The following is a 17,099-nucleotide window of genomic DNA, read 5'->3' on the forward strand; positions in this document are numbered from 1 at the left end:
GGCATGATACGAACTAATGCATAAAATCACTTGCGTGCAGAACGTTCGATGCTTTCTGCAAAAAGGGGCGTTTCGCGTTCGTTATGATCCTCTACGATTTTTTGCCTAGCCTTTGCGACCTCTTCGAAGGATAATCCCTGACTTTCGATGGTTTTCAAAAAATCCTCGGTAGGGTGTGATCTCACAGAATTCGTATATTCTGTCTGATTGCCATTAATGGGTTTTGCGCTAAGCTCCCATACGACTTGCATTTGCGTTCTTCCGTTCGTAAGGAAGATGTCGGATGTAGAGACTAGCCGGCAAAAATCTTTATTAACAATCTCTCCAACATAATGCTGTACCGCGAGACTGGTGCCGATTGTCTCCACATTGATAGACATTGGACGTCCATCTTCCGTTTGAGTAACACCTACTGCAATATGATCAGGGGGGCAGCATCGTTGATATTCAGCATCGGAAAGTGAGAACAACCACTTCCCAATATCGACTTTCTCAACAGGAACGTCGATAACATGGCTACAGACGGATTGGGTAAGCGTAAGATCTTGGCGTATCACTGGCATTCAAACAGCCTCCTTCTTTAATTTTTATTCTTCGTTATTATGAGAATGCATAGACGGGTTTATTCAAGAATTAGAAAAGAGTATCCCCTCATATTCAGGGGATTAGTTTATCAAATGATAAACTTCCGCAAGCCAAGTTTTTCACAAAACGAATAGCGATAATCCTTCCAACTACCCGTTGAAAGAATTATCGCTGCAATGATGCCGGTCAGAATCACATATTCTAAATCAGTCCTTATAGTTTTGCAAGTAGTTCTTCTGTTGTGAGTATGGCATGGGCAAATGTTGGGCCGTTGATTTCATGCGCCGCATGCAACGCTTCTTTTGTGAAAGCTGATGTCGCATCTCTGACAAGCGTAACATTGTAGCCGAGCTCCATGCCGAATCTCGCAGTCGCTTCGATGCAAGTATTGGCTAACATACCGACAACGATAATTTTTTGCACGCCATGCATTTTTAGCTGATGATCCAGATCTGTGTTCGCGAATCCACTGCTGCCCCAATGCTCTTTAATAATTACATCGCCTTGTTGAGGCTGGAAATCTGGATGGAACTCCCCTCCCCATGAATCTTTAGCAAACACCTGACCTTGTTTTGCTTTAAGTTGATAAGGCGTTGGATGCAGCCAGGTATCAAAATCATTTGGCTCAGATCTGTGATGAGGCACATAAAAAACACGAATGCCGGCTTTACGAGCACCTTCAACGGTCTGCTTTAAATGATCAATCATGTTTACGGATTCCGATACTTCTTTCGTCCGAGGATAAAGTTTGCCTTCCTCTGACAAAAAATCGTTATAAGGATCAACCAAAAGAAGACCTGTTGTTGTTTTGTCGTACACGTTTGTCATGGGTATGCACTCCTTTTTATTGTTATCACTCAGCATCATTCATTTAAATGAACATCGCTATAAAATCATTAAAGTATCATCATTTTAATACCGACATATTCATTTCAATTATTTGTCTTAATTTTTCTGTGTCCGTTATAGTTTTAACCATAACGCGAAGTCCGATCAGTGAATTGTTAAAATATTGAGATAACCATTCCGCGTTGAGTGTCTTGGAAAGTTCCCCCGATTGTTGACCTTCTATTATAAGGTCACGTATTAACTGTTCCGTATAGTCCCAGAACTGATGAACACAATTTCTTGCCTCTGAATCATGTTTTGCCAACTCAACCGCGGTATTCACTATAAAGCAGCCTGAAGGAAATTCTTCCCCTGGGTGAATTGCCCTTTCAAACAACAATCGAATGGCTTCCTGAGCAGAAAGTCCATCTATTCGAAGTTTAGACGATTGCTCTAACTTTTCGCTGTAGCGTTTTAATGCTTTGATATACAAGGTTTTCTTATCGCCAAAAGTATCATACATGCTCCCTTTATGAACTCCCATGTGTGATACTAGTTCCTGCATGGATGTTTTCTCATATCCTTGTTCCCAGAATAACCCCATGGCTTTAAGCAAAACGGCATCTTCATCAAATTCCTTTGTCCTAGGCATCCTTCTCTCTCCTTTCAAAGCAAATTTATCACATTGAGAACGATCGGTCAAGATAAATATTGACCGATCGTTCTTGAATAAGTGTAGTCAATATTCATTCTATACATACATAGCGGATAAGAAGGAAGACTATGGGAAGTGAACTATATAGAGTATCAAAATTCTGTGAAATGCGAATTCGGCGAATGACCCGGAAAAACGAAAATTAGTGGTGGTTGCGGGGAGTGTACTCTTTATTATTGCATTGTTAGTCGGGGGAATTGGTATTTTAGCGTATTTATTTTAAATAAAGATCTCAAAGGGTTGCGAATGTTCGCAACCCTTGTTTTCTGGGGTGAAAATCTCCTTGGGAGTTACATTTTATTTCCTCTGAATTGATAATGCTAGTTTTTTTAGCTGTTCTCTTTCTAGAACTTCTTTTGTTGTCCCTTTTTTAGCTAAATGCAAAATGAGCTGACCTAATTGTTCAGAAGTTACTACCGACTTCATTCGTTTTAACAACGGATTTAATGGTTTGATTATATTGTATAGTATACGATACTGTGTTGTTTTTGAACGAACACCATGCATGGGTAAAATTGCACCCGGACGTAACATGTAGGCAGCTTCAAAAGGCATACCCAGTAATGTATTTTCCGTTTTGCCCTCTACTCGTGCCCACATCTCTTTTCCTTGTTCTGTACTATCTGCACCCATTCCAGAAACGTAGATTATTTTCATACTTGGATTTAGCTGCAATAATTGCTTAGCAGCCTTTATTGTCATTTCATTGGTGATACGTGTATATTCAGCCTCGGACATACCTGTTGAGGAAACACCGATTAGATATAAACACGCATCAAAACCCGTCACTTTTTCCTTTATAGAAGCAAGGTCTGATATATCAGGTAACACTATTTCTTGATATTTGGGGTGCTGTTTTCCCGTTGACTTACGAACTATTGCAACGACTTGCTCTACCTCTGGATCTAATAGACTTTCTCTTAGTGCTAGCTGTCCTATCATACCTGTTGCACCATATAAGATTACTTTCATATTGACACCCTTTCTTTAAAAACTATATTAGTCTTGTATCGGTTATGAATTAGATGTGTAAACAAGCAATTACATATATAAATGAATATTCGTTTATATTAAGTTAAGTTTAAATTATTATATTCTCACAAATGAATAATAAATGATCGTTCGCTTAAAGTCAAATGATCATCTTTCAAAAAAGTCAAGTTGACTACTCGCAATTTAATAAAAGGAGTTGCCCTTAAGTCCTTATTGGACCTTTGAACAACTCCTAATATCATCTTATTTGATTTATTGATTAAAGCAAGTCATCCATACACAACCTATGCAATGTTTACATAGATGTATTCGTACTAAATATTAGTTTGTGAGAGCTGCGTAATCTTCCTCGCTTAGTTCGAGAGTGGCTGCACGCAGATTGTCTTCCAAGTGAATAGGAGAAAGTGTTCCCGGAATTGGTAGAATTATTGGTGAGCGCTGAAGTAGCCATTTTAATGCCACCTGCTGCGTTGTAACATCCAATTTGCGGGCGATACTTGCTACTCGTTCTTCTACCTTGGCAGTGTCGCCAAACAAGCCACCCAAAGGAAACCAAGGAATGAAGACAATCTGGTGTTCAGTACAAAAGTCTACAAGTGCTTCATATTTGCGATTGAACACATTGTATTCGTTCTGAACGCTCACTATCGGTGCTATTTGCATTGCCAGTTGAAGCTGCTCAACTGTTACCTCAGACAAGCCGATGTGCTTAATAAGCCCCTCATCTTGGAAGCTTTTAAGTAACTGCATCGTCGCTTCCAGTGGAATATTAGCGTCTACACGGTGGAGTTGATAAAGGTCAATTCGGTCTACTTTGAGCCTCTTCAGACTATCTTCCAACTCGCCTCGTAATTGTTGGGGGTCATTCCCATTCGCCCCACCTTTTGTAGCCACCAATAGGCCGTTACCGTAAGGTGCAAGTGCGCTGGCAATACCTTTCTCGCTCTCTCCATCACCATAGAGATGTGCTGTGTCAATAAAATTAGTGCCAAGTTCAAGGGCTCGTTTCAGTAAATTGTGTGCATCCGGTGTGTTAGTGATGCGGTTTGTGCCCAAGCCGATTCGATTGACAGTGAAATCACCTATTGAAATAGTGCCCGCTTGCGCCGCAGAAATATTTTTTGACATAATTGTATCCCCTTTACCTTTGATTGTTTTTTGAACATTGGTGTTCATACACTATCGAACGAAACAGAACTGTTCTGTTTCGTTTTTAGAATACAATACGTCTTGTTCTATGTCAAGAGACTCGAGATCTTATCATAAAAAATACACCTCTTAGAATGAACATTAGATTCAATGTTTATTCTAAGGGGTGTATTAGTTTGCTCTCTCCATCCAGGTTTCAAGCCACATGGAAGTTGATCAAATGTGTTGCGAGTGCTTTAAGTTGGGATGCCGGACCGGCAGAGCCCAGTGCATGAGCTAACGACAGTGCTCCAGTGATCACAATCATAAGTTGATCCGTCAAATTTTCATCTTGCGCACCGGCCTGCTGCGTCAGTCGGTTCAAGCGTAAAAGCATTGAATCGTTATATTCAACAGTCAATTTCTTGACAAAATGGCTCTCTTCAGGGAATTCCGCAAGAGCGTTTGAAAAAGCACATCCACGATAATCGGGACTCATCATTGTATCCGTAATAGCGTCGATAAAAGCCAACAATTGCTCTTTTGGAGATCCCTCATGCTTCGCAATAATCTCGTCAAATTGTTTCCAATCATGTCTATCCAATTCCACGAGATAAGCAGCTATCAAATCATCTTTGGTTGGAAAATGGCGATAAAGCGTCGCCTTGCCAACTCCAGACTGCTCAACAATCGTATCAACACCTACCGAACGTATCCCTTTGCGATAAAACAAATCGCAAGCCACTTCTAGGATACGCTCCCGCGCAGGTTTACGCGATATCATCAATTCAAACACCTACCAATCTCTATAATTCTGTCCTCATAGTGTATCAAAGCGCATATATTACATCAACTGATGATCTCAGATTACCCTCAAATTCAAACAAAAAAAGAAGCCGCTCATAATCCGTTGGCTGCTGACATGTGCTTTGGGATTCGTAAGGCTTGTTAACATCCATTGTACATATATTTTCTTGATATTTTGCTTATTTGCTTCAGCTGGACTAAAGGTTGAATTTGTTTTGTCAGTATAATTGATAAACCGAAAGCAACTAACAATGTATGGATTAAAGAGCCACTTATGATACCGAAAACGCCGTATGCGAAGTTACTGATCATTGATATTTATCGAACAAGCCATGCTACTGTCTAATTTATCTTCATCATTTTACTCAGTATTCCCCCTACTTTTTTTGTTAACAAGAAAGATTTTTCTACTGACTTTTGTTGACTTAGTCCACATTTAGCATTAACATAACTGTATCTCCTAAACGTGGACTAAGTCAACTTTTAAAATCTAATTACGCATATTGTATTAACATCTAATTGAAGGAGATAATATATGAAGATTCGGGAAATGAACAATGAAGACAATGCAAAAATCAAAAAAGTAATACAAGATTCATTAAAATCGCTTGGCCTAGACATTCCTGGAACAGCTTACTTTGACCCTCAACTTAACGACCTTCATCACTATTATAATAATAGTAAACATGCAAACTACTGGGTAGTAGAAATGGAAAACGAAGTTGTTGGTGGTATTGGTATAGCTCCGTTCAACGAACATGAACAAGTGTGCGAATTGCAAAAGCTTTACTTAATCCCTAAGGCACAAGGTTTAGGATTAGCAAGAAAACTCATGGAAACAGCTTTGTTATTTGCCTCAGAACATTATACAAAGTGCTATTTGGAAACCCAGCATGAATTAGAAGCAGCATGTAAATTATATGAAAAGTTTGGATTTACACTTCTAAATGAACCACTGTCAGGTTCTGAACATTCTGCTATGAATGCGTGGTATATAAAAGCATTGAAATAATCAAATATATCTATAGAAAGCAGGTAATGTTGTAATGAAGCCCCTTCTATTTGTAACAGACAACACGTTTAATGGGCAATCGGATTTTTGTATGGTTCTTACCCACTAACTTTGTCCGGTTTGCTTAGTAAACGATTGACAGTCTCTACACTGAATAGCATGAGAACTAATAGAATAAGTACCACGGGTGGGAACAAGTCAGTACTAGTTTTTGCTGCAAGGAGTCCGAATAAAGGTGGTAAAAGCGTAGTACCACTATAAGCGACGGCCATCTGGTAGCCCATCAATTTTGCTGAATGCTCTTTTCCAAACCGAGCAGGTGTTTCATGCAAAAGTCCTGGATAGATCGGGGCGAGTCCGAGTCCGATTAGAATGAATCCCAACATGGAAAATGATGCAGAGAACGGGATCAATAGAATGATTCCTCCTGCAACGGTTACGAGTTGTCCGTAACGGATTAACAGTCGATTGTGTACTTTCAACGTGATAAAACCGGTGATCAACCTTCCAATGGTAATGCCTCCGTAGTACAAAGAAATCCACCCAGCAGCCACTTCTGCTGTAACATTTTTTGTCCCCACCAGGTAACTTGCTCCCCATAGCCCAACAGTCGTTTCTACTCCACAATACATGAGAAATGCAAGCAGTGAAGGTTTAACTCCCCTCAATTGAAGCACCTTTATTGGGAGAGTGGTTTCTGTCTTTTCTTCACGATGTATGTCTTGAACGGTATGCTCTGAATTCTCTAAATCCCGGATTGCAGCCACACGCTTCCATAAAGGTAAAGTTACAAAAAGAATTAGGACAAGAATGGCCTGGATAGTGGCTACTGCCGCATAACCGCCTCTCCATGAATGCTGACCCGCCATATAAGTGGCCATGATGATCGGCCCCATGGTTGCTCCTACACCCCAGAAGCAGTGTAGCCAGTTCATGTGGTGAGCCTTGTAGTTCTCAGCAACGTAATGATTCAATGCTGCATCTACCGAGCCTGCCCCAAGACCAAGTGGAATGGCTAATACGATAAACCAAAACATTGAGGGGGCCATAGAAAAACCAAGCAATGAGATTGCGGTAAGTAGGCAACTGAATAAAGTGATCTTTCCAGTGCCTAGACGTTGAATCATTCTTCCGCTTGCCAGACTGGAAACGATTGTTCCTCCAGCAATAATCATAGATATCAGTCCTGCCGAGCCCAGAGAAGAACCGATTTCTGGCCATATAACGGGCCATGCTGAGCCCAGCAGAGAATCCGGAAGACCGAGACTAATAAAAGCAAGGTAGATCACAATTAAAAACCAGGTTGCCATAGATAAACCCTCTCCTAATACAATTACTTTGTCGTGATCTGTGATCTAGCGATGTGTTATCTATTTAATTATGTTGCAATCAGCCAGGACTTCCTGTTTAAAAAGCATACTATCCGATTCTGTGATTGGACTAATTACTCTACAGGGCACACCAGCAGCAAAAGAGCCCTCAGGGATTTAGTTATTCAGTAATTTCAATTTGATTATTTTCCGGTCCTAAAATACAACTTTCATAATAACCATCACCCGTTGTACGCGGTCCACTTAAGATAGAATAACCAGCTTCTTTTAGCTGCTTTGTCAATAGATCCACTTTTTCTTTGCCCCCTACACTAAACGCCAAATGGGTAAATCCAGTACGCAGCAACTCCTTATCCTCATCAGTCAGGTTCGGTCTACTCATTATCTCTAGTCTCGTTCCCTGATCGAATGTAAGAAAATACGTTTTTAGTCCTGTTTTGGAGTTATAGTATAGCTCATTGGATTTGGCGTTAAAGAATTTGATGAAAAATTGTTTGTGAAACTCCAAATCATTCACATACATGGCGACATGTTCTATTCTCATTTCATTCGCTCCTCATTACTGAATTGGACTAACGTAAGAATTCATAACCCCTCAATTGAGATAAGTTCATTTGGGTAACACAGACACACTCTTCGTGTGATTATTCCATAATTTATTCATTTGGATGCATTGGCAACGAACTCGTTCCAACATAATAAAGATACTTTATAAAGTAATTATCATTATATATACTACTCAGAAAAATTCAAGTGCTTTCATTATATTTTGATTAGCCAAATATAACGCACAGAAAGTTGTTTTGGTGATCCACTTTATTAAAATTATACTTCCTCCCCCTAAAATAAAAAAACCACGCTAGGCGCGGTTTCTTAATCGTCTCCTTTATCTTTCTCCCCTCATAACTTACCGGTTAAAAATTGGGCCTCGCCTAGACCAAAACTCCAATCAGAATCCGTATTTTCTACGATATTGACCATTAAATCGCTTGGTGCGATGCCACATTCAATTTCTAGCCGTTCGGATAGTAAGGAATAGAGTTTTTGTTTCTTCTCATTTGGTCGGGCTTTGCTGACAATGGATAGAACAACTACATTATTTGTACGGTTAAGTCCTAGCCCCGTATCTTCAATAATCATATGCTCTACAGGGTGTTCATGAACAATTTGATAACGATCCCGCTCGGGAACGTCGAATACCTCTACGACTACATTATGAACAACATCTAAAAGCTTTTTCAGATCTGCTTTATCGCGTCCCTCAATAAGATCGAAACGAAGTAACGGCATATAGGTTATCTCCTTCTTTATTGGAATCTCTTTTGCACGCGAATTGCTTGCTCGATGGTTTGCTTGATGATCGCTTCTGCAGATTGTCCGCCTACTAACCTAAGCCCCTGTCCTGCCCACAGCGACATATACTCAGGGTCGTTCGCTTTCGCAGCTGCCTGTCGAATTTCTCGCGTCAACGCGTTTTGTATGGGGTAGGCAGGGATTGTTCCGGAATATTGATCCATGTCACTCATAAATTTTGTGCGAATACCTCTTGCTGCTTTTCCAGAGTATGCAGATGTAATTTCAGTGGAGTCCTCATTGGACGAAAGGATCTTCTGTTTGTACGCTTCATGGGCACCACTCTCTGAAGACGCCAGAAAAGCAGTACCCATCTGTACAGCTCCAGCCCCTAAAGCGAGACTGGCAACAAGTCCCCTTCCATCCATGATGCCCCCGGATGCGATGACCGGAACCGACACGTGATCAACAACCTGTGGAACAAGAGCCATGGTGCCAATCAGAGATTCAGAAACCTTTTTTAAAAAGGTGCCCCGGTGGCCTCCTGCTTCATAGCCCTGAGCAACAATTGCGTTCACACCAGCCAAGTCTAAATGCCTAGCTTCTTCAACTGTGGTTGCAGTTCCTAGTACGACTGTACCATTCTGCTGCATAGCTTGAATCACGTCTTGAGGGGGTATACCAAATGTAAAACTAAACACGGGAACCTTCTCTTCAAGCAATACTTGCACTTGCTCCTCAAAGAGTTCCAAAGATTCAAGGGTCAAGGGATTTTGAGCAATTCCATATCTGACATGGTATCTGCTCAGATGATCCATCATTTGAACAACTGCTTCTTTACTTTCTTCCGGTTGCTCAGGTACAAATAAATTTACTCCGAAAGGTTTATCTGTGAGTTCTCTGATCTTTTGAATCGTACTTCGGAGCTGCTCCGGCGTTAAGTATCCCGCTCCTAGATTGCCCAAACCTCCAGCATTTGAAACAGCTGCTACTAAGTCAGGAGTTGTGGGCCCCCCTGCCATCGGCGCTTGGAATAGTGGATATTGAATGTTAAGCGTACGTGTTAACCCCGTTTCAAACACCGATGAACGCCCCCCGTTATTGTGTTTAATTTGATTCCCTTTTTATACCGTCCAATGGATATGAAGAAATTTTACTTTATCGCGGTAACCATTCAGCTTTATCGCTACCAAGCGCCGGAGTAGTTCTAGACCACTGAGGAGGGGTCTCGCTCATTCGAATCACAGCTCCTAAGCTTTTTAAATCTCCGTAGGAGGTATTATTGTCGTATACAGCATATGATTCAAACTCTTCTTGCGACAACTGTCCTGGGGCAGGTTTAAAGTGTTCCAATAATCCTTGTCTCTGAATGAGCATGGATGATTGACACAATGATACCTGTACCCTGTAGGAGCCTCCTTCCTTAGCTCGACGCGCTAATGCCACCATAGCACCGAATGTGCCAAGAAATCCAGTGAGAAAATCGCATAAATACACGGGCGTCAACTTAGGTTGACCAGCCTCTATAGCATTCCCTTGCGTATAGCTGACACCAGTCACCGCTTGGGCCACCTGATCCCAACCGGCGCGTGAAGCAAAAGGTCCTCCAGAACCGTAACAATTCACACTTACGTAGATCAAGCCTGGTCGAAGCTTTGCAAGCTCCTCTACTCCAAAGCCGTGGGCTTCCAGACTATGAGGACGATAACCTTCAATGAATACATCAGCTTCTCGTACTAACTCTTTAAGTTTCGCAGCTTCATCAGCTTTATTAATGTCCAGGAAGCAACTGCGCTTCCCATGGCTTGTATCACGAACGAAGCCTGCTACCTGAGGAAGATGGGGAGCTGTGACCATTAGTACATCTGCACCATGCTCGGCCATCCCGATTCCCGCAGTAGGGCCTGCCAAGATACGGGTTAAGTCTAATACTCTAAGTCCAGATAACGGCTCTGAGCCACCAAGAGGAAGTGGTTCTGGTTCCCCATCAGCGATTTTGGTGATTTCGACCACAGGACGTGTAGCTAGGTATGCGCCGTGAGGATGCTTAAGCCATTCTTCTGGAGTACGAACAATTCCTCCGCAGGCATTTGCTGCAGCTATAGCTTCTTCAAGATCGTCGGCATTCCACTGGCTTACGGCTGCGGCAACCGATTCTGGTGTAGGTTCACATTTCAATACATCCAAAACTCGTCGTTCAAGATGTGGGAGGTTAAAGTGCGGCACGAACCATCGGCCATCCGCTGTTTTCCATGGTTGAGTAAGTGCTACCATGTGTTCCACGTCTTCTGATACAGAAATAGGCTGATACTGACCATTGGCATTGCGCTTTTGAGTCATATCTTCTCCCCCGAGGCACGTAGCCGCGGCAGCCCTCACATTGATGTTGATCGCCTGCCTTCTGCCGGTGCGAAGCTCCCATAAATCATTCGCTGCAATTGCTCGTGCAGCTAATGCATCAGCTATCGTTTCCCCGATCCGAAATGGTGTTTCAAACAACGGATCTTCACCGGTAAAGGTAACTTCCCCCTCTGTAAGGTTATCTCCAGCCCGAATGGCCATCAGTTCATCAAATGCATTTGTTTTTCCTGCCTTAGTACTCATGTTGGGTCACTCCTTGGATGGAATATGATTTGTGGCTCTTAGAAAAAATTCGTTTAAACGCCTCCTAGGAATATTATAAATCTGATATAATATCTAGTAAAATGATGCTTTTTGTTGTTTAACATCATTATTTTTAATAATTGAATGGTTAGGGAGAGAGTTGAATGAATCTCGAAGATCTGCGTGTTTTTAAAGAAGTTGCTAAAGAGGGGAATATTACAAAAACAGCGGAGAACTTGAACTTTGGTCAATCTAATGTAACGGCAAAAATGAAGCGGCTTGAGCAATTCTATGGAAATAAACTTTTTTATCGTCACAGACATGGTGTCACACTTACTTCTCCGGGTAAAATCCTTTTATCTTACGCCGAACAAGTTCTGCTATTGATGGATGAAGCCGAAAAAACATTAAAAAGCACCGATTTCCCAAGCGGAACCCTATCTATAGGTTCTATGGAGACAACTATTGCAACACGGCTGCCCACTATTTTATCGACTTATCACGAACAGTGCCCTCAGGTAGAATTATCATTTCGAACCGGAACCACAGAAGACCTTATAAAAGCTGCATTGAATCGTGAGATTGATGGAGCCTTTGTTGCAGGGGAAATCAATCATCCGGAGTTAATGGAACTGGAGGTTTTTGAGGAAGAACTGGTTATCATTGCGAAGAAAAGTATTCTTTCCGACTTAAACTTTGACCAGCTTAAGAATCTAACAATGATCGTATTTGAGTCTGGGTGTTTTTACAGAGATATATTTGAGAAGTGGTTAAAATCTAAGGGAATTACTCCATCAAAATTAATGGAATTAAATACTTTGGATGGATTGATTGGTTGTGTTAAAGCTGGGTTGGGTATTTCTCTATTAACTAAATCCGCTGCAGAACATCTTCATCAGGATGAGAATATCAAACAGTTCGCATTGCCAAATGAATACGCTAAGGTCTCGACAAAGTTCATTTATCATAAAGATATCGCTAAAACATGCGCATTCAGTGAATTTATTAGGGTATTAGGTTTCTTGGATGCATCAGCGGAAATAGAAAAGATCCATGGCGTTTAACGCCATGGATCTAATATCAGCGAAACCATCGCTATATTGCGCTCACAATTAAACTGATGAAACGCAAAAATCCGCCTATTGTCCTAACGATCTTTCGCCGATATCATACGCTACAAATTGTCTATTAGTGTTTGAGCGAGTTATCGTCGACGAATTCGATCCGATTGAGCTCCTATGCTTGGTTAGAATAGATCTGCAAGCAGCTCAAACGAGCGCAATCTTGCCTGATCGTCATAGATCATGCCTGCTGCAATCAACTCATCCGCTCTTGTCTGTTCAACGATAGCATCAAGCTTGCGTCGCACCGTTTCCGGACTGCCAACCGCGGAATAGCGAAGCATTCTGCCTTGGACTACCGCCTTTTCCTGCGCATTCCACATTTCATCCAGCTTGTCAGTCGGTGGCTGCAAGCGTCCGTTCTTGCCGCGCAGTATGCTTAAAAATTGCATTTGTTGCGAGGTTGCCAGCCACTCCGCTTCCTCATCGGTAGCAGCGACTACTACATTGACACCAACAATGACATACGGGCTTTCCAGTGCTGCGGAAGGACGGAATTGCCGATGATACAGTTCCAGAGCCTGCAGCAAATAATCGGGCGCAAAATGACTCGCGAACCCAAACGGCAAGCCCAGTTGACCTGCCAGCTGTGCGCTGAAGTCACTGGAGCCGAGTAAAATAATTGGAATATCCAAGCCTTCGCCGGGCACAGCTCTGACACCAGGTGCCGCGCCGCCAAGCGCTGGATTGAAATAGGAACGAAGCTCATTCAGCTGTAGGGGGAAATCGTTACTGTTGATAGATAAGCCTCTGCTAAGTGCGCGTATAGCCGAAGAATCAGCACCTGTCGCACGGCCGAGGCCAAGATCTATCCGTCCCGGGAACATTGATTCCAGCGTACCAAATTGTTCAGCAATCGCCAGCGGGGCATGGTTAGGCAGCATGATGCCTCCTGAACCTACGCGAATTTTGGTTGTATTGGCAGCGATCTGCCCAATAATCAATGAAGTAGCCGAACTGGCTACACCAAGTGAATTGTGATGCTCGGCCAGCCAATAGCGGTGGTAACCCCACTTCTCCGCATGCTGTGCCAAATCAATGGAATTGCGAAAAGAATCGGCAGGCGTCTTGCCCTCTATTACCGGCGCCAGATCAAGAATCGATAAACGTGTGCTGCGGATTGTCATAGGTTGTAAAGCCTCCTTATTTCTTGTGTACATTGCGTGATATACGCTCAATAAAGTCAGTCAGTGCCTGAATTTCAGCGTCTGAAAAATCATCAGTCATCTTCTGGTAAAATTCCTCACTGCGCTGCCACAGCTCTGTCAGCTCCGCTTCGCCAAGGTTGGTTAGTGAAAGCAGCGTAATGCGCTTGTCGGCTTCGCTCTTGCGAGTTGTTATCAATTCCTGCTGCTTGAGCTGCTGTAAATGCCTTGTAATGGCAGCAGCATCCAGACCAATCAACGCTTGCAAATCAGGCTGGCTAAGCTCGCCACGATCATGAATGTAGTCTAGTATTTCCAGCTTGGTGCAGCTCGTGTTAACTTGTGCGTTAAATGCTTGGTTCATTTCTTTATTTAGTACATGCAAGCGATAAAACACCTTTTCACGGTCAGAACATTTCCTAACGATATTACCACCTCATTATTCATTGATGCATCAATTGATATATCAAGGATTATAGCTAACCTACTTAAGAAAAGCAACCTTAAATACCTTTCGGCTTGCAACAGCGCGGATAGACAAGAGAAATCGACGAGTTTCTATGTCCAATTGAAAGCCACGTTTAAGTGGATAAAAGAAGAATAAAGAAAGAACAGTCAGCTCAAGTCTAGCTACTCGAATGGATTTTTTTAGGTAGATTTATTTATAAATAAGTGTTACATTATTTGGGTGTGAATAGCACGAGTGTTCGTATTTAATGTGTATTATTGAGATCACGCGCAAGTCGGAATATACGTTTTGTCTCATATTATTAATATTTGGGAGGGTATCGACATGGCAGAGAACTTTGCTTATCGAACAAACATTATAGGTGCTGGCGAGGTTGGTAGCGCCGTCACGGTTGAGATGGATAAGAATTCTATTCACAAAACAAATAGCGTCTTTTGGGACACAAAAGGAAATGACGTCATAGGAGCAACCGCGCTCCCTTTGTATGGAGCATTTGTCTCGGAAGAAAAGCTCCAGCTTTTTGGCGATGTTTCAGGGAAAAAGATGCTAGAGATCGGTTGTGGAAGCGGGCATTCCATGCAATATCAGGGTGAACGCGGAGCCTCTGAATTATGGGGTACAGATATATCAGAACGACAAATCGAAAAGGCAGCGCAACATTTGAATTCATCCGGTCTTTCAGCAAAATTTATCTGTTCTCCCATGGAAGAAGAATGTGGCATACCCGTGGATTATTTTGACTTTGTGTATTCTGTTTATGCCATAGGCTGGACCACAGACCTTGAGGGTACTTTTAGCCGGATTGCTTCTTATCTTAAAAAAGATGGTGTGTTTATTTTCAGCTGGTCTCACCCTATACATAAATGTGTTGCTGCAGAAAATGATATGCTTGCTTTTAAAAAATGCTATTTCGATGAATCTTGGTATTCGGTATCTCTTGGTGAGGGGGAGATAACCTTATCGGATCGTAAACTATCAACCTATGTGAACGCGCTCTCAAAAGCGGGATTTGTTATAGAGGAAATGGTCGAGGAATCTGATGATGATCTTTTGCAATCACATGACGATAACAGCGATTTTGCTAAAAAAGCAAAGATGCTTCCTGTAACTTTTGTGATCAAAGCAAGAAAACTCGAGAATCATCAGACATAAGAACAAAAGCAGTCTGCCCTTGTTGAAGGGTGGACTGCTTTTATGTCAGAATCACACTAAGCCTACCTTTTCTTTATGTGTTGACTTCCCTTTATCTGTCTTCTCTTCGCATTCTTACTTCTCTACCCCATATTAATCTCCCGGATCTTATTTAACGCCACTTTCGGTTTACGGTCTTCGGTCAGCAGGCCATTTACCTCATCCTGTACGTCCGTAATCTGTGTATAACAGTAGCCGGAAATAAACGGAATGGCTTTAATCGCTCCGGTTATGCTGCTAAACCGCGCCAAGAAAGCTTCCTCGTTATCTACCTGATTACCGTAACCCCAGCCCTGTTCGCTCTTGAAAGCAATTCCTCCAAACTCGCTGATGATAATCGGTTGGCCTTTGTAACTGTAGCCTTGGGCGAACGCAAACTTCCACTCGTTGTACGTACCGCTGCTACCTGTGATAGAGTCTTTATCCTTGTAGGTTTCGTACAAATCTTCGCCCCGCTCCACATAATCATGAAGGGTCAAAATATCAGAAACGGTGTGCTCCCATCCATCATTGGTGATGACCGGACGATAAGGATCGATGGATTTCGTTAAATGATAAATGCCTTCCGTAAATTTTTGCTGCCGGACGTCATGGATAATATTCTGAATGCCCCAGGATTCGTTAAATGGCACCCAGGTGATAATGCAAGGATGATTGTACTGCTGCTGCACGATCTCCAGCCATTCCTTGGTAAAACGCTCCACGGCCTCATCGTTAAATTCATAAGCAGCAGCCATTTCGGACCAAACGAGCATACCTTTGACATCGCACCAGTATAGGAAACGGGCGTCTTCAATTTTCATATGTTTGCGTAGACCATTGTAGCCCATCTCGGCGATCGCCTCGATATCTTCAATCAGCGCCTCTTCGGACGGGGGCGTCAGATGACTTTCGGACCAGTAACCCTGATCCAGGATCAGTCTTTGATAAAGGGGAATATTGTTCAATAGGATTTGTCCGTCTTTGATCGAAATTTTACGCATACCGAAATAAGAACCTACCCGGTCGATCTCCCGTTCTCCTTCGTATAGTACAAACTCCACGTCAAACAAATTCGGATTACCCGGCGACCACAGGTTTTGCAGCCAAGGCCCGTTAATGCCGTTCATCATGCTGGTTTCCACCGTTAGCCAGTCTCTGTCCACCGAAAGGCTCAGCTTTCTTAGCGTTTCCCCCTTAAATGTAATTTCCGTTTCCAGCCGGAGGTCCTTATTGTCTTTTGTACCGTGCATGCGAAAATCAAACCGGATCATTTGACGGTCGATGTCCGGCGTCATTTTCACCATATTCAGGTGGGTCTCATGGACATGTTCGAGCCAGACGCTTTTCCAAATACCTGTCGTCTGTATATAGAACGAGTCATGATTCCGGCCGGCCCAGCGCTGTTTGCCCCGAGGCTGCAGACAGTTGTCGCTGTCTTCCACCATCAGCACAATTTCATTTTCGGCGTTTTGCTTAAGCAAGTCGGTAATATCAAAAGAAAACCGGGCGTACGCCCCTTCATGCTCCCCAGCAAAACTACCGTTCACCCAACAGATAGCTTTATAATCCACACCTTCAAAATGCAATATCGTCCGTTTTCCTTCCGCCTCTGGAGAAAGTGTTATTTTTCTGCGGTACCAGATCTGCGGATGGAATTTCTCGTCGCCGATCCCGCTCGCCTTAGTCTCATAGGTAAACGGAACGTTTATTTTTTGTGCGGCTGGAAAATGGTCCATCCAACGTTCTGCAACGCCGGCTTTGTCATCATCGAAGCTGAAATCCCACTCCCCGTTCAGATCCAGCCACGGGCTCCGAACAAATTGGGGTCTCGGATAGTTTTTCATATAAAATTTTGTAGTTGCTGCGGTCACTTTTGCATCTATCCTCTCTCTGAT

General features: G+C 42.6%; 17 protein-coding genes and 1 pseudogene. 3 read left to right on the forward strand and 15 right to left on the reverse strand.

The annotated features are described in order from the left end of the window. Nucleotides 1–26: 26 nt before the first annotated feature. The 7 genes and pseudogenes from ACFVRY_RS21845 to ACFVRY_RS21875 all read right to left on the reverse strand — a co-directional run. On the reverse strand, nucleotides 27–563 hold the full coding sequence (locus ACFVRY_RS21845; RefSeq protein WP_387502408.1) for a hypothetical protein: 537 nt from the start codon (nucleotides 561–563) through the stop codon (nucleotides 27–29). Nucleotides 564–798: 235 nt separating this feature from the next. Beyond that, a complete protein-coding gene (locus ACFVRY_RS21850; RefSeq protein ID WP_387502409.1) occupies nucleotides 799–1,413 on the reverse strand; it encodes a cysteine hydrolase family protein in 615 nt (204 codons plus the stop codon). 79 nt (nucleotides 1,414–1,492) lie between these two features. Continuing rightward, complete coding sequence (locus ACFVRY_RS21855; RefSeq protein ID WP_387502410.1) at nucleotides 1,493–2,065, reverse strand: TetR/AcrR family transcriptional regulator; 573 nt, start codon at nucleotides 2,063–2,065, stop codon at nucleotides 1,493–1,495. A gap of 360 nt (nucleotides 2,066–2,425) precedes the next feature. Then, entirely contained in the window at nucleotides 2,426–3,100 is a 675-nt protein-coding gene (locus ACFVRY_RS21860; RefSeq protein ID WP_387502411.1) for an SDR family oxidoreductase, read from the reverse strand. Between the two features lie 342 nt (nucleotides 3,101–3,442). Then, nucleotides 3,443–4,297, reverse strand: coding sequence for an aldo/keto reductase (locus ACFVRY_RS21865; RefSeq protein WP_387502412.1), 855 nt, complete (start codon nucleotides 4,295–4,297; stop codon nucleotides 3,443–3,445). A gap of 169 nt (nucleotides 4,298–4,466) precedes the next feature. Continuing rightward, nucleotides 4,467–5,045, reverse strand: a complete 579-nt coding sequence (locus ACFVRY_RS21870; RefSeq protein ID WP_387502413.1) for a TetR/AcrR family transcriptional regulator — start codon at nucleotides 5,043–5,045, stop codon at nucleotides 4,467–4,469. A gap of 215 nt (nucleotides 5,046–5,260) precedes the next feature. Continuing rightward, nucleotides 5,261–5,350 (reverse strand): annotated as a pseudogene (locus ACFVRY_RS21875) (LysE family translocator); the annotation flags it as partial. Nucleotides 5,351–5,591: 241 nt separating this feature from the next. On the opposite strand from ACFVRY_RS21875, the gene ACFVRY_RS21880 reads away from it, so the two are divergent. After that, nucleotides 5,592–6,068: a GNAT family N-acetyltransferase gene (locus ACFVRY_RS21880; protein ID WP_387502414.1), complete on the forward strand. Its 477-nt coding sequence runs from the start codon at nucleotides 5,592–5,594 to the stop codon at nucleotides 6,066–6,068. 98 nt (nucleotides 6,069–6,166) lie between these two features. Here ACFVRY_RS21880 and ACFVRY_RS21885 read toward each other — a convergent pair whose 3' ends face one another. From ACFVRY_RS21885 to ACFVRY_RS21905, 5 genes are all read right to left on the reverse strand, one after another. Further along, on the reverse strand, nucleotides 6,167–7,378 hold the full coding sequence (locus tag ACFVRY_RS21885) for an MFS transporter (protein ID WP_387502415.1): 1,212 nt from the start codon (nucleotides 7,376–7,378) through the stop codon (nucleotides 6,167–6,169). 181 nt (nucleotides 7,379–7,559) lie between these two features. Then, nucleotides 7,560–7,943, reverse strand: coding sequence for a VOC family protein (locus ACFVRY_RS21890; protein WP_387502417.1), 384 nt, complete (start codon nucleotides 7,941–7,943; stop codon nucleotides 7,560–7,562). A 356-nt stretch (nucleotides 7,944–8,299) separates the two neighbouring features. Beyond that, nucleotides 8,300–8,689, reverse strand: a complete 390-nt coding sequence (locus tag ACFVRY_RS21895; RefSeq protein WP_387502418.1) for a tautomerase family protein — start codon at nucleotides 8,687–8,689, stop codon at nucleotides 8,300–8,302. A gap of 17 nt (nucleotides 8,690–8,706) precedes the next feature. Next, the gene (locus tag ACFVRY_RS21900; protein WP_387502420.1) at nucleotides 8,707–9,774 is read right to left on the reverse strand and encodes an NAD(P)H-dependent flavin oxidoreductase; all 1,068 of its coding nucleotides are present in this window, start codon (nucleotides 9,772–9,774) and stop codon (nucleotides 8,707–8,709) included. 76 nt (nucleotides 9,775–9,850) lie between these two features. Further along, nucleotides 9,851–11,296, reverse strand: coding sequence for a CoA transferase (locus ACFVRY_RS21905; RefSeq protein WP_387502421.1), 1,446 nt, complete (start codon nucleotides 11,294–11,296; stop codon nucleotides 9,851–9,853). Between the two features lie 164 nt (nucleotides 11,297–11,460). Between ACFVRY_RS21905 and ACFVRY_RS21910 the strand changes: the two genes are divergently transcribed. Beyond that, the gene (locus ACFVRY_RS21910; protein ID WP_387502422.1) at nucleotides 11,461–12,360 is read left to right on the forward strand and encodes a LysR family transcriptional regulator; all 900 of its coding nucleotides are present in this window, start codon (nucleotides 11,461–11,463) and stop codon (nucleotides 12,358–12,360) included. Nucleotides 12,361–12,542: 182 nt separating this feature from the next. On the opposite strand, the gene ACFVRY_RS21915 is transcribed toward ACFVRY_RS21910, so the two are convergent. Both ACFVRY_RS21915 and ACFVRY_RS21920 read right to left on the reverse strand, forming a co-directional pair. Beyond that, the gene (locus ACFVRY_RS21915) at nucleotides 12,543–13,544 is read right to left on the reverse strand and encodes an LLM class flavin-dependent oxidoreductase (protein WP_387502424.1); all 1,002 of its coding nucleotides are present in this window, start codon (nucleotides 13,542–13,544) and stop codon (nucleotides 12,543–12,545) included. A gap of 16 nt (nucleotides 13,545–13,560) precedes the next feature. Then, a complete protein-coding gene (locus tag ACFVRY_RS21920; protein WP_387502425.1) occupies nucleotides 13,561–13,926 on the reverse strand; it encodes a MarR family winged helix-turn-helix transcriptional regulator in 366 nt (121 codons plus the stop codon). A 429-nt stretch (nucleotides 13,927–14,355) separates the two neighbouring features. Between ACFVRY_RS21920 and ACFVRY_RS21925 the strand changes: the two genes are divergently transcribed. Continuing rightward, nucleotides 14,356–15,183, forward strand: coding sequence for a class I SAM-dependent methyltransferase (locus tag ACFVRY_RS21925; RefSeq protein WP_387502426.1), 828 nt, complete (start codon nucleotides 14,356–14,358; stop codon nucleotides 15,181–15,183). Between the two features lie 122 nt (nucleotides 15,184–15,305). Here the strand turns inward: ACFVRY_RS21925 and ACFVRY_RS21930 are convergent, their stop codons facing one another. Beyond that, a complete protein-coding gene (locus tag ACFVRY_RS21930; RefSeq protein ID WP_387502427.1) occupies nucleotides 15,306–17,048 on the reverse strand; it encodes a glycoside hydrolase family 2 protein in 1,743 nt (580 codons plus the stop codon). Nucleotides 17,049–17,099 lie beyond the last annotated feature (51 nt).

The organism is Paenibacillus sp. NPDC057934 (assembly GCF_042887565.1).
Taxonomy (GTDB): domain Bacteria; phylum Bacillota; class Bacilli; order Paenibacillales; family Paenibacillaceae; genus Paenibacillus_AQ.

What these genes read in the sequence shown, in the direction of transcription:
- ACFVRY_RS21845 (WP_387502408.1), bottom strand. Translation starts at nt 563, where the DNA reads ATGCCAGTGATACGCCAAGATCTTACGCTTACCCAATCCGTCTGTAGC.
- ACFVRY_RS21850 (WP_387502409.1), bottom strand. Translation starts at nt 1,413, where the DNA reads ATGACAAACGTGTACGACAAAACAACAACAGGTCTTCTTTTGGTTGAT.
- ACFVRY_RS21855 (WP_387502410.1), bottom strand. Translation starts at nt 2,065, where the DNA reads ATGCCTAGGACAAAGGAATTTGATGAAGATGCCGTTTTGCTTAAAGCC.
- ACFVRY_RS21860 (WP_387502411.1), bottom strand. Translation starts at nt 3,100, where the DNA reads ATGAAAGTAATCTTATATGGTGCAACAGGTATGATAGGACAGCTAGCA.
- ACFVRY_RS21865 (WP_387502412.1), bottom strand. Translation starts at nt 4,297, where the DNA reads ATGAACACCAATGTTCAAAAAACAATCAAAGGTAAAGGGGATACAATT.
- ACFVRY_RS21880 (WP_387502414.1), top strand. Translation starts at nt 5,592, where the DNA reads ATGAAGATTCGGGAAATGAACAATGAAGACAATGCAAAAATCAAAAAA.
- ACFVRY_RS21885 (WP_387502415.1), bottom strand. Translation starts at nt 7,378, where the DNA reads ATGGCAACCTGGTTTTTAATTGTGATCTACCTTGCTTTTATTAGTCTC.
- ACFVRY_RS21890 (WP_387502417.1), bottom strand. Translation starts at nt 7,943, where the DNA reads ATGAGAATAGAACATGTCGCCATGTATGTGAATGATTTGGAGTTTCAC.
- ACFVRY_RS21895 (WP_387502418.1), bottom strand. Translation starts at nt 8,689, where the DNA reads ATGCCGTTACTTCGTTTCGATCTTATTGAGGGACGCGATAAAGCAGAT.
- ACFVRY_RS21905 (WP_387502421.1), bottom strand. Translation starts at nt 11,296, where the DNA reads ATGAGTACTAAGGCAGGAAAAACAAATGCATTTGATGAACTGATGGCC.
- ACFVRY_RS21910 (WP_387502422.1), top strand. Translation starts at nt 11,461, where the DNA reads ATGAATCTCGAAGATCTGCGTGTTTTTAAAGAAGTTGCTAAAGAGGGG.
- ACFVRY_RS21915 (WP_387502424.1), bottom strand. Translation starts at nt 13,544, where the DNA reads ATGACAATCCGCAGCACACGTTTATCGATTCTTGATCTGGCGCCGGTA.
- ACFVRY_RS21920 (WP_387502425.1), bottom strand. Translation starts at nt 13,926, where the DNA reads ATGAACCAAGCATTTAACGCACAAGTTAACACGAGCTGCACCAAGCTG.
- ACFVRY_RS21925 (WP_387502426.1), top strand. Translation starts at nt 14,356, where the DNA reads ATGGCAGAGAACTTTGCTTATCGAACAAACATTATAGGTGCTGGCGAG.
- ACFVRY_RS21930 (WP_387502427.1), bottom strand. Translation starts at nt 17,048, where the DNA reads ATGAAAAACTATCCGAGACCCCAATTTGTTCGGAGCCCGTGGCTGGAT.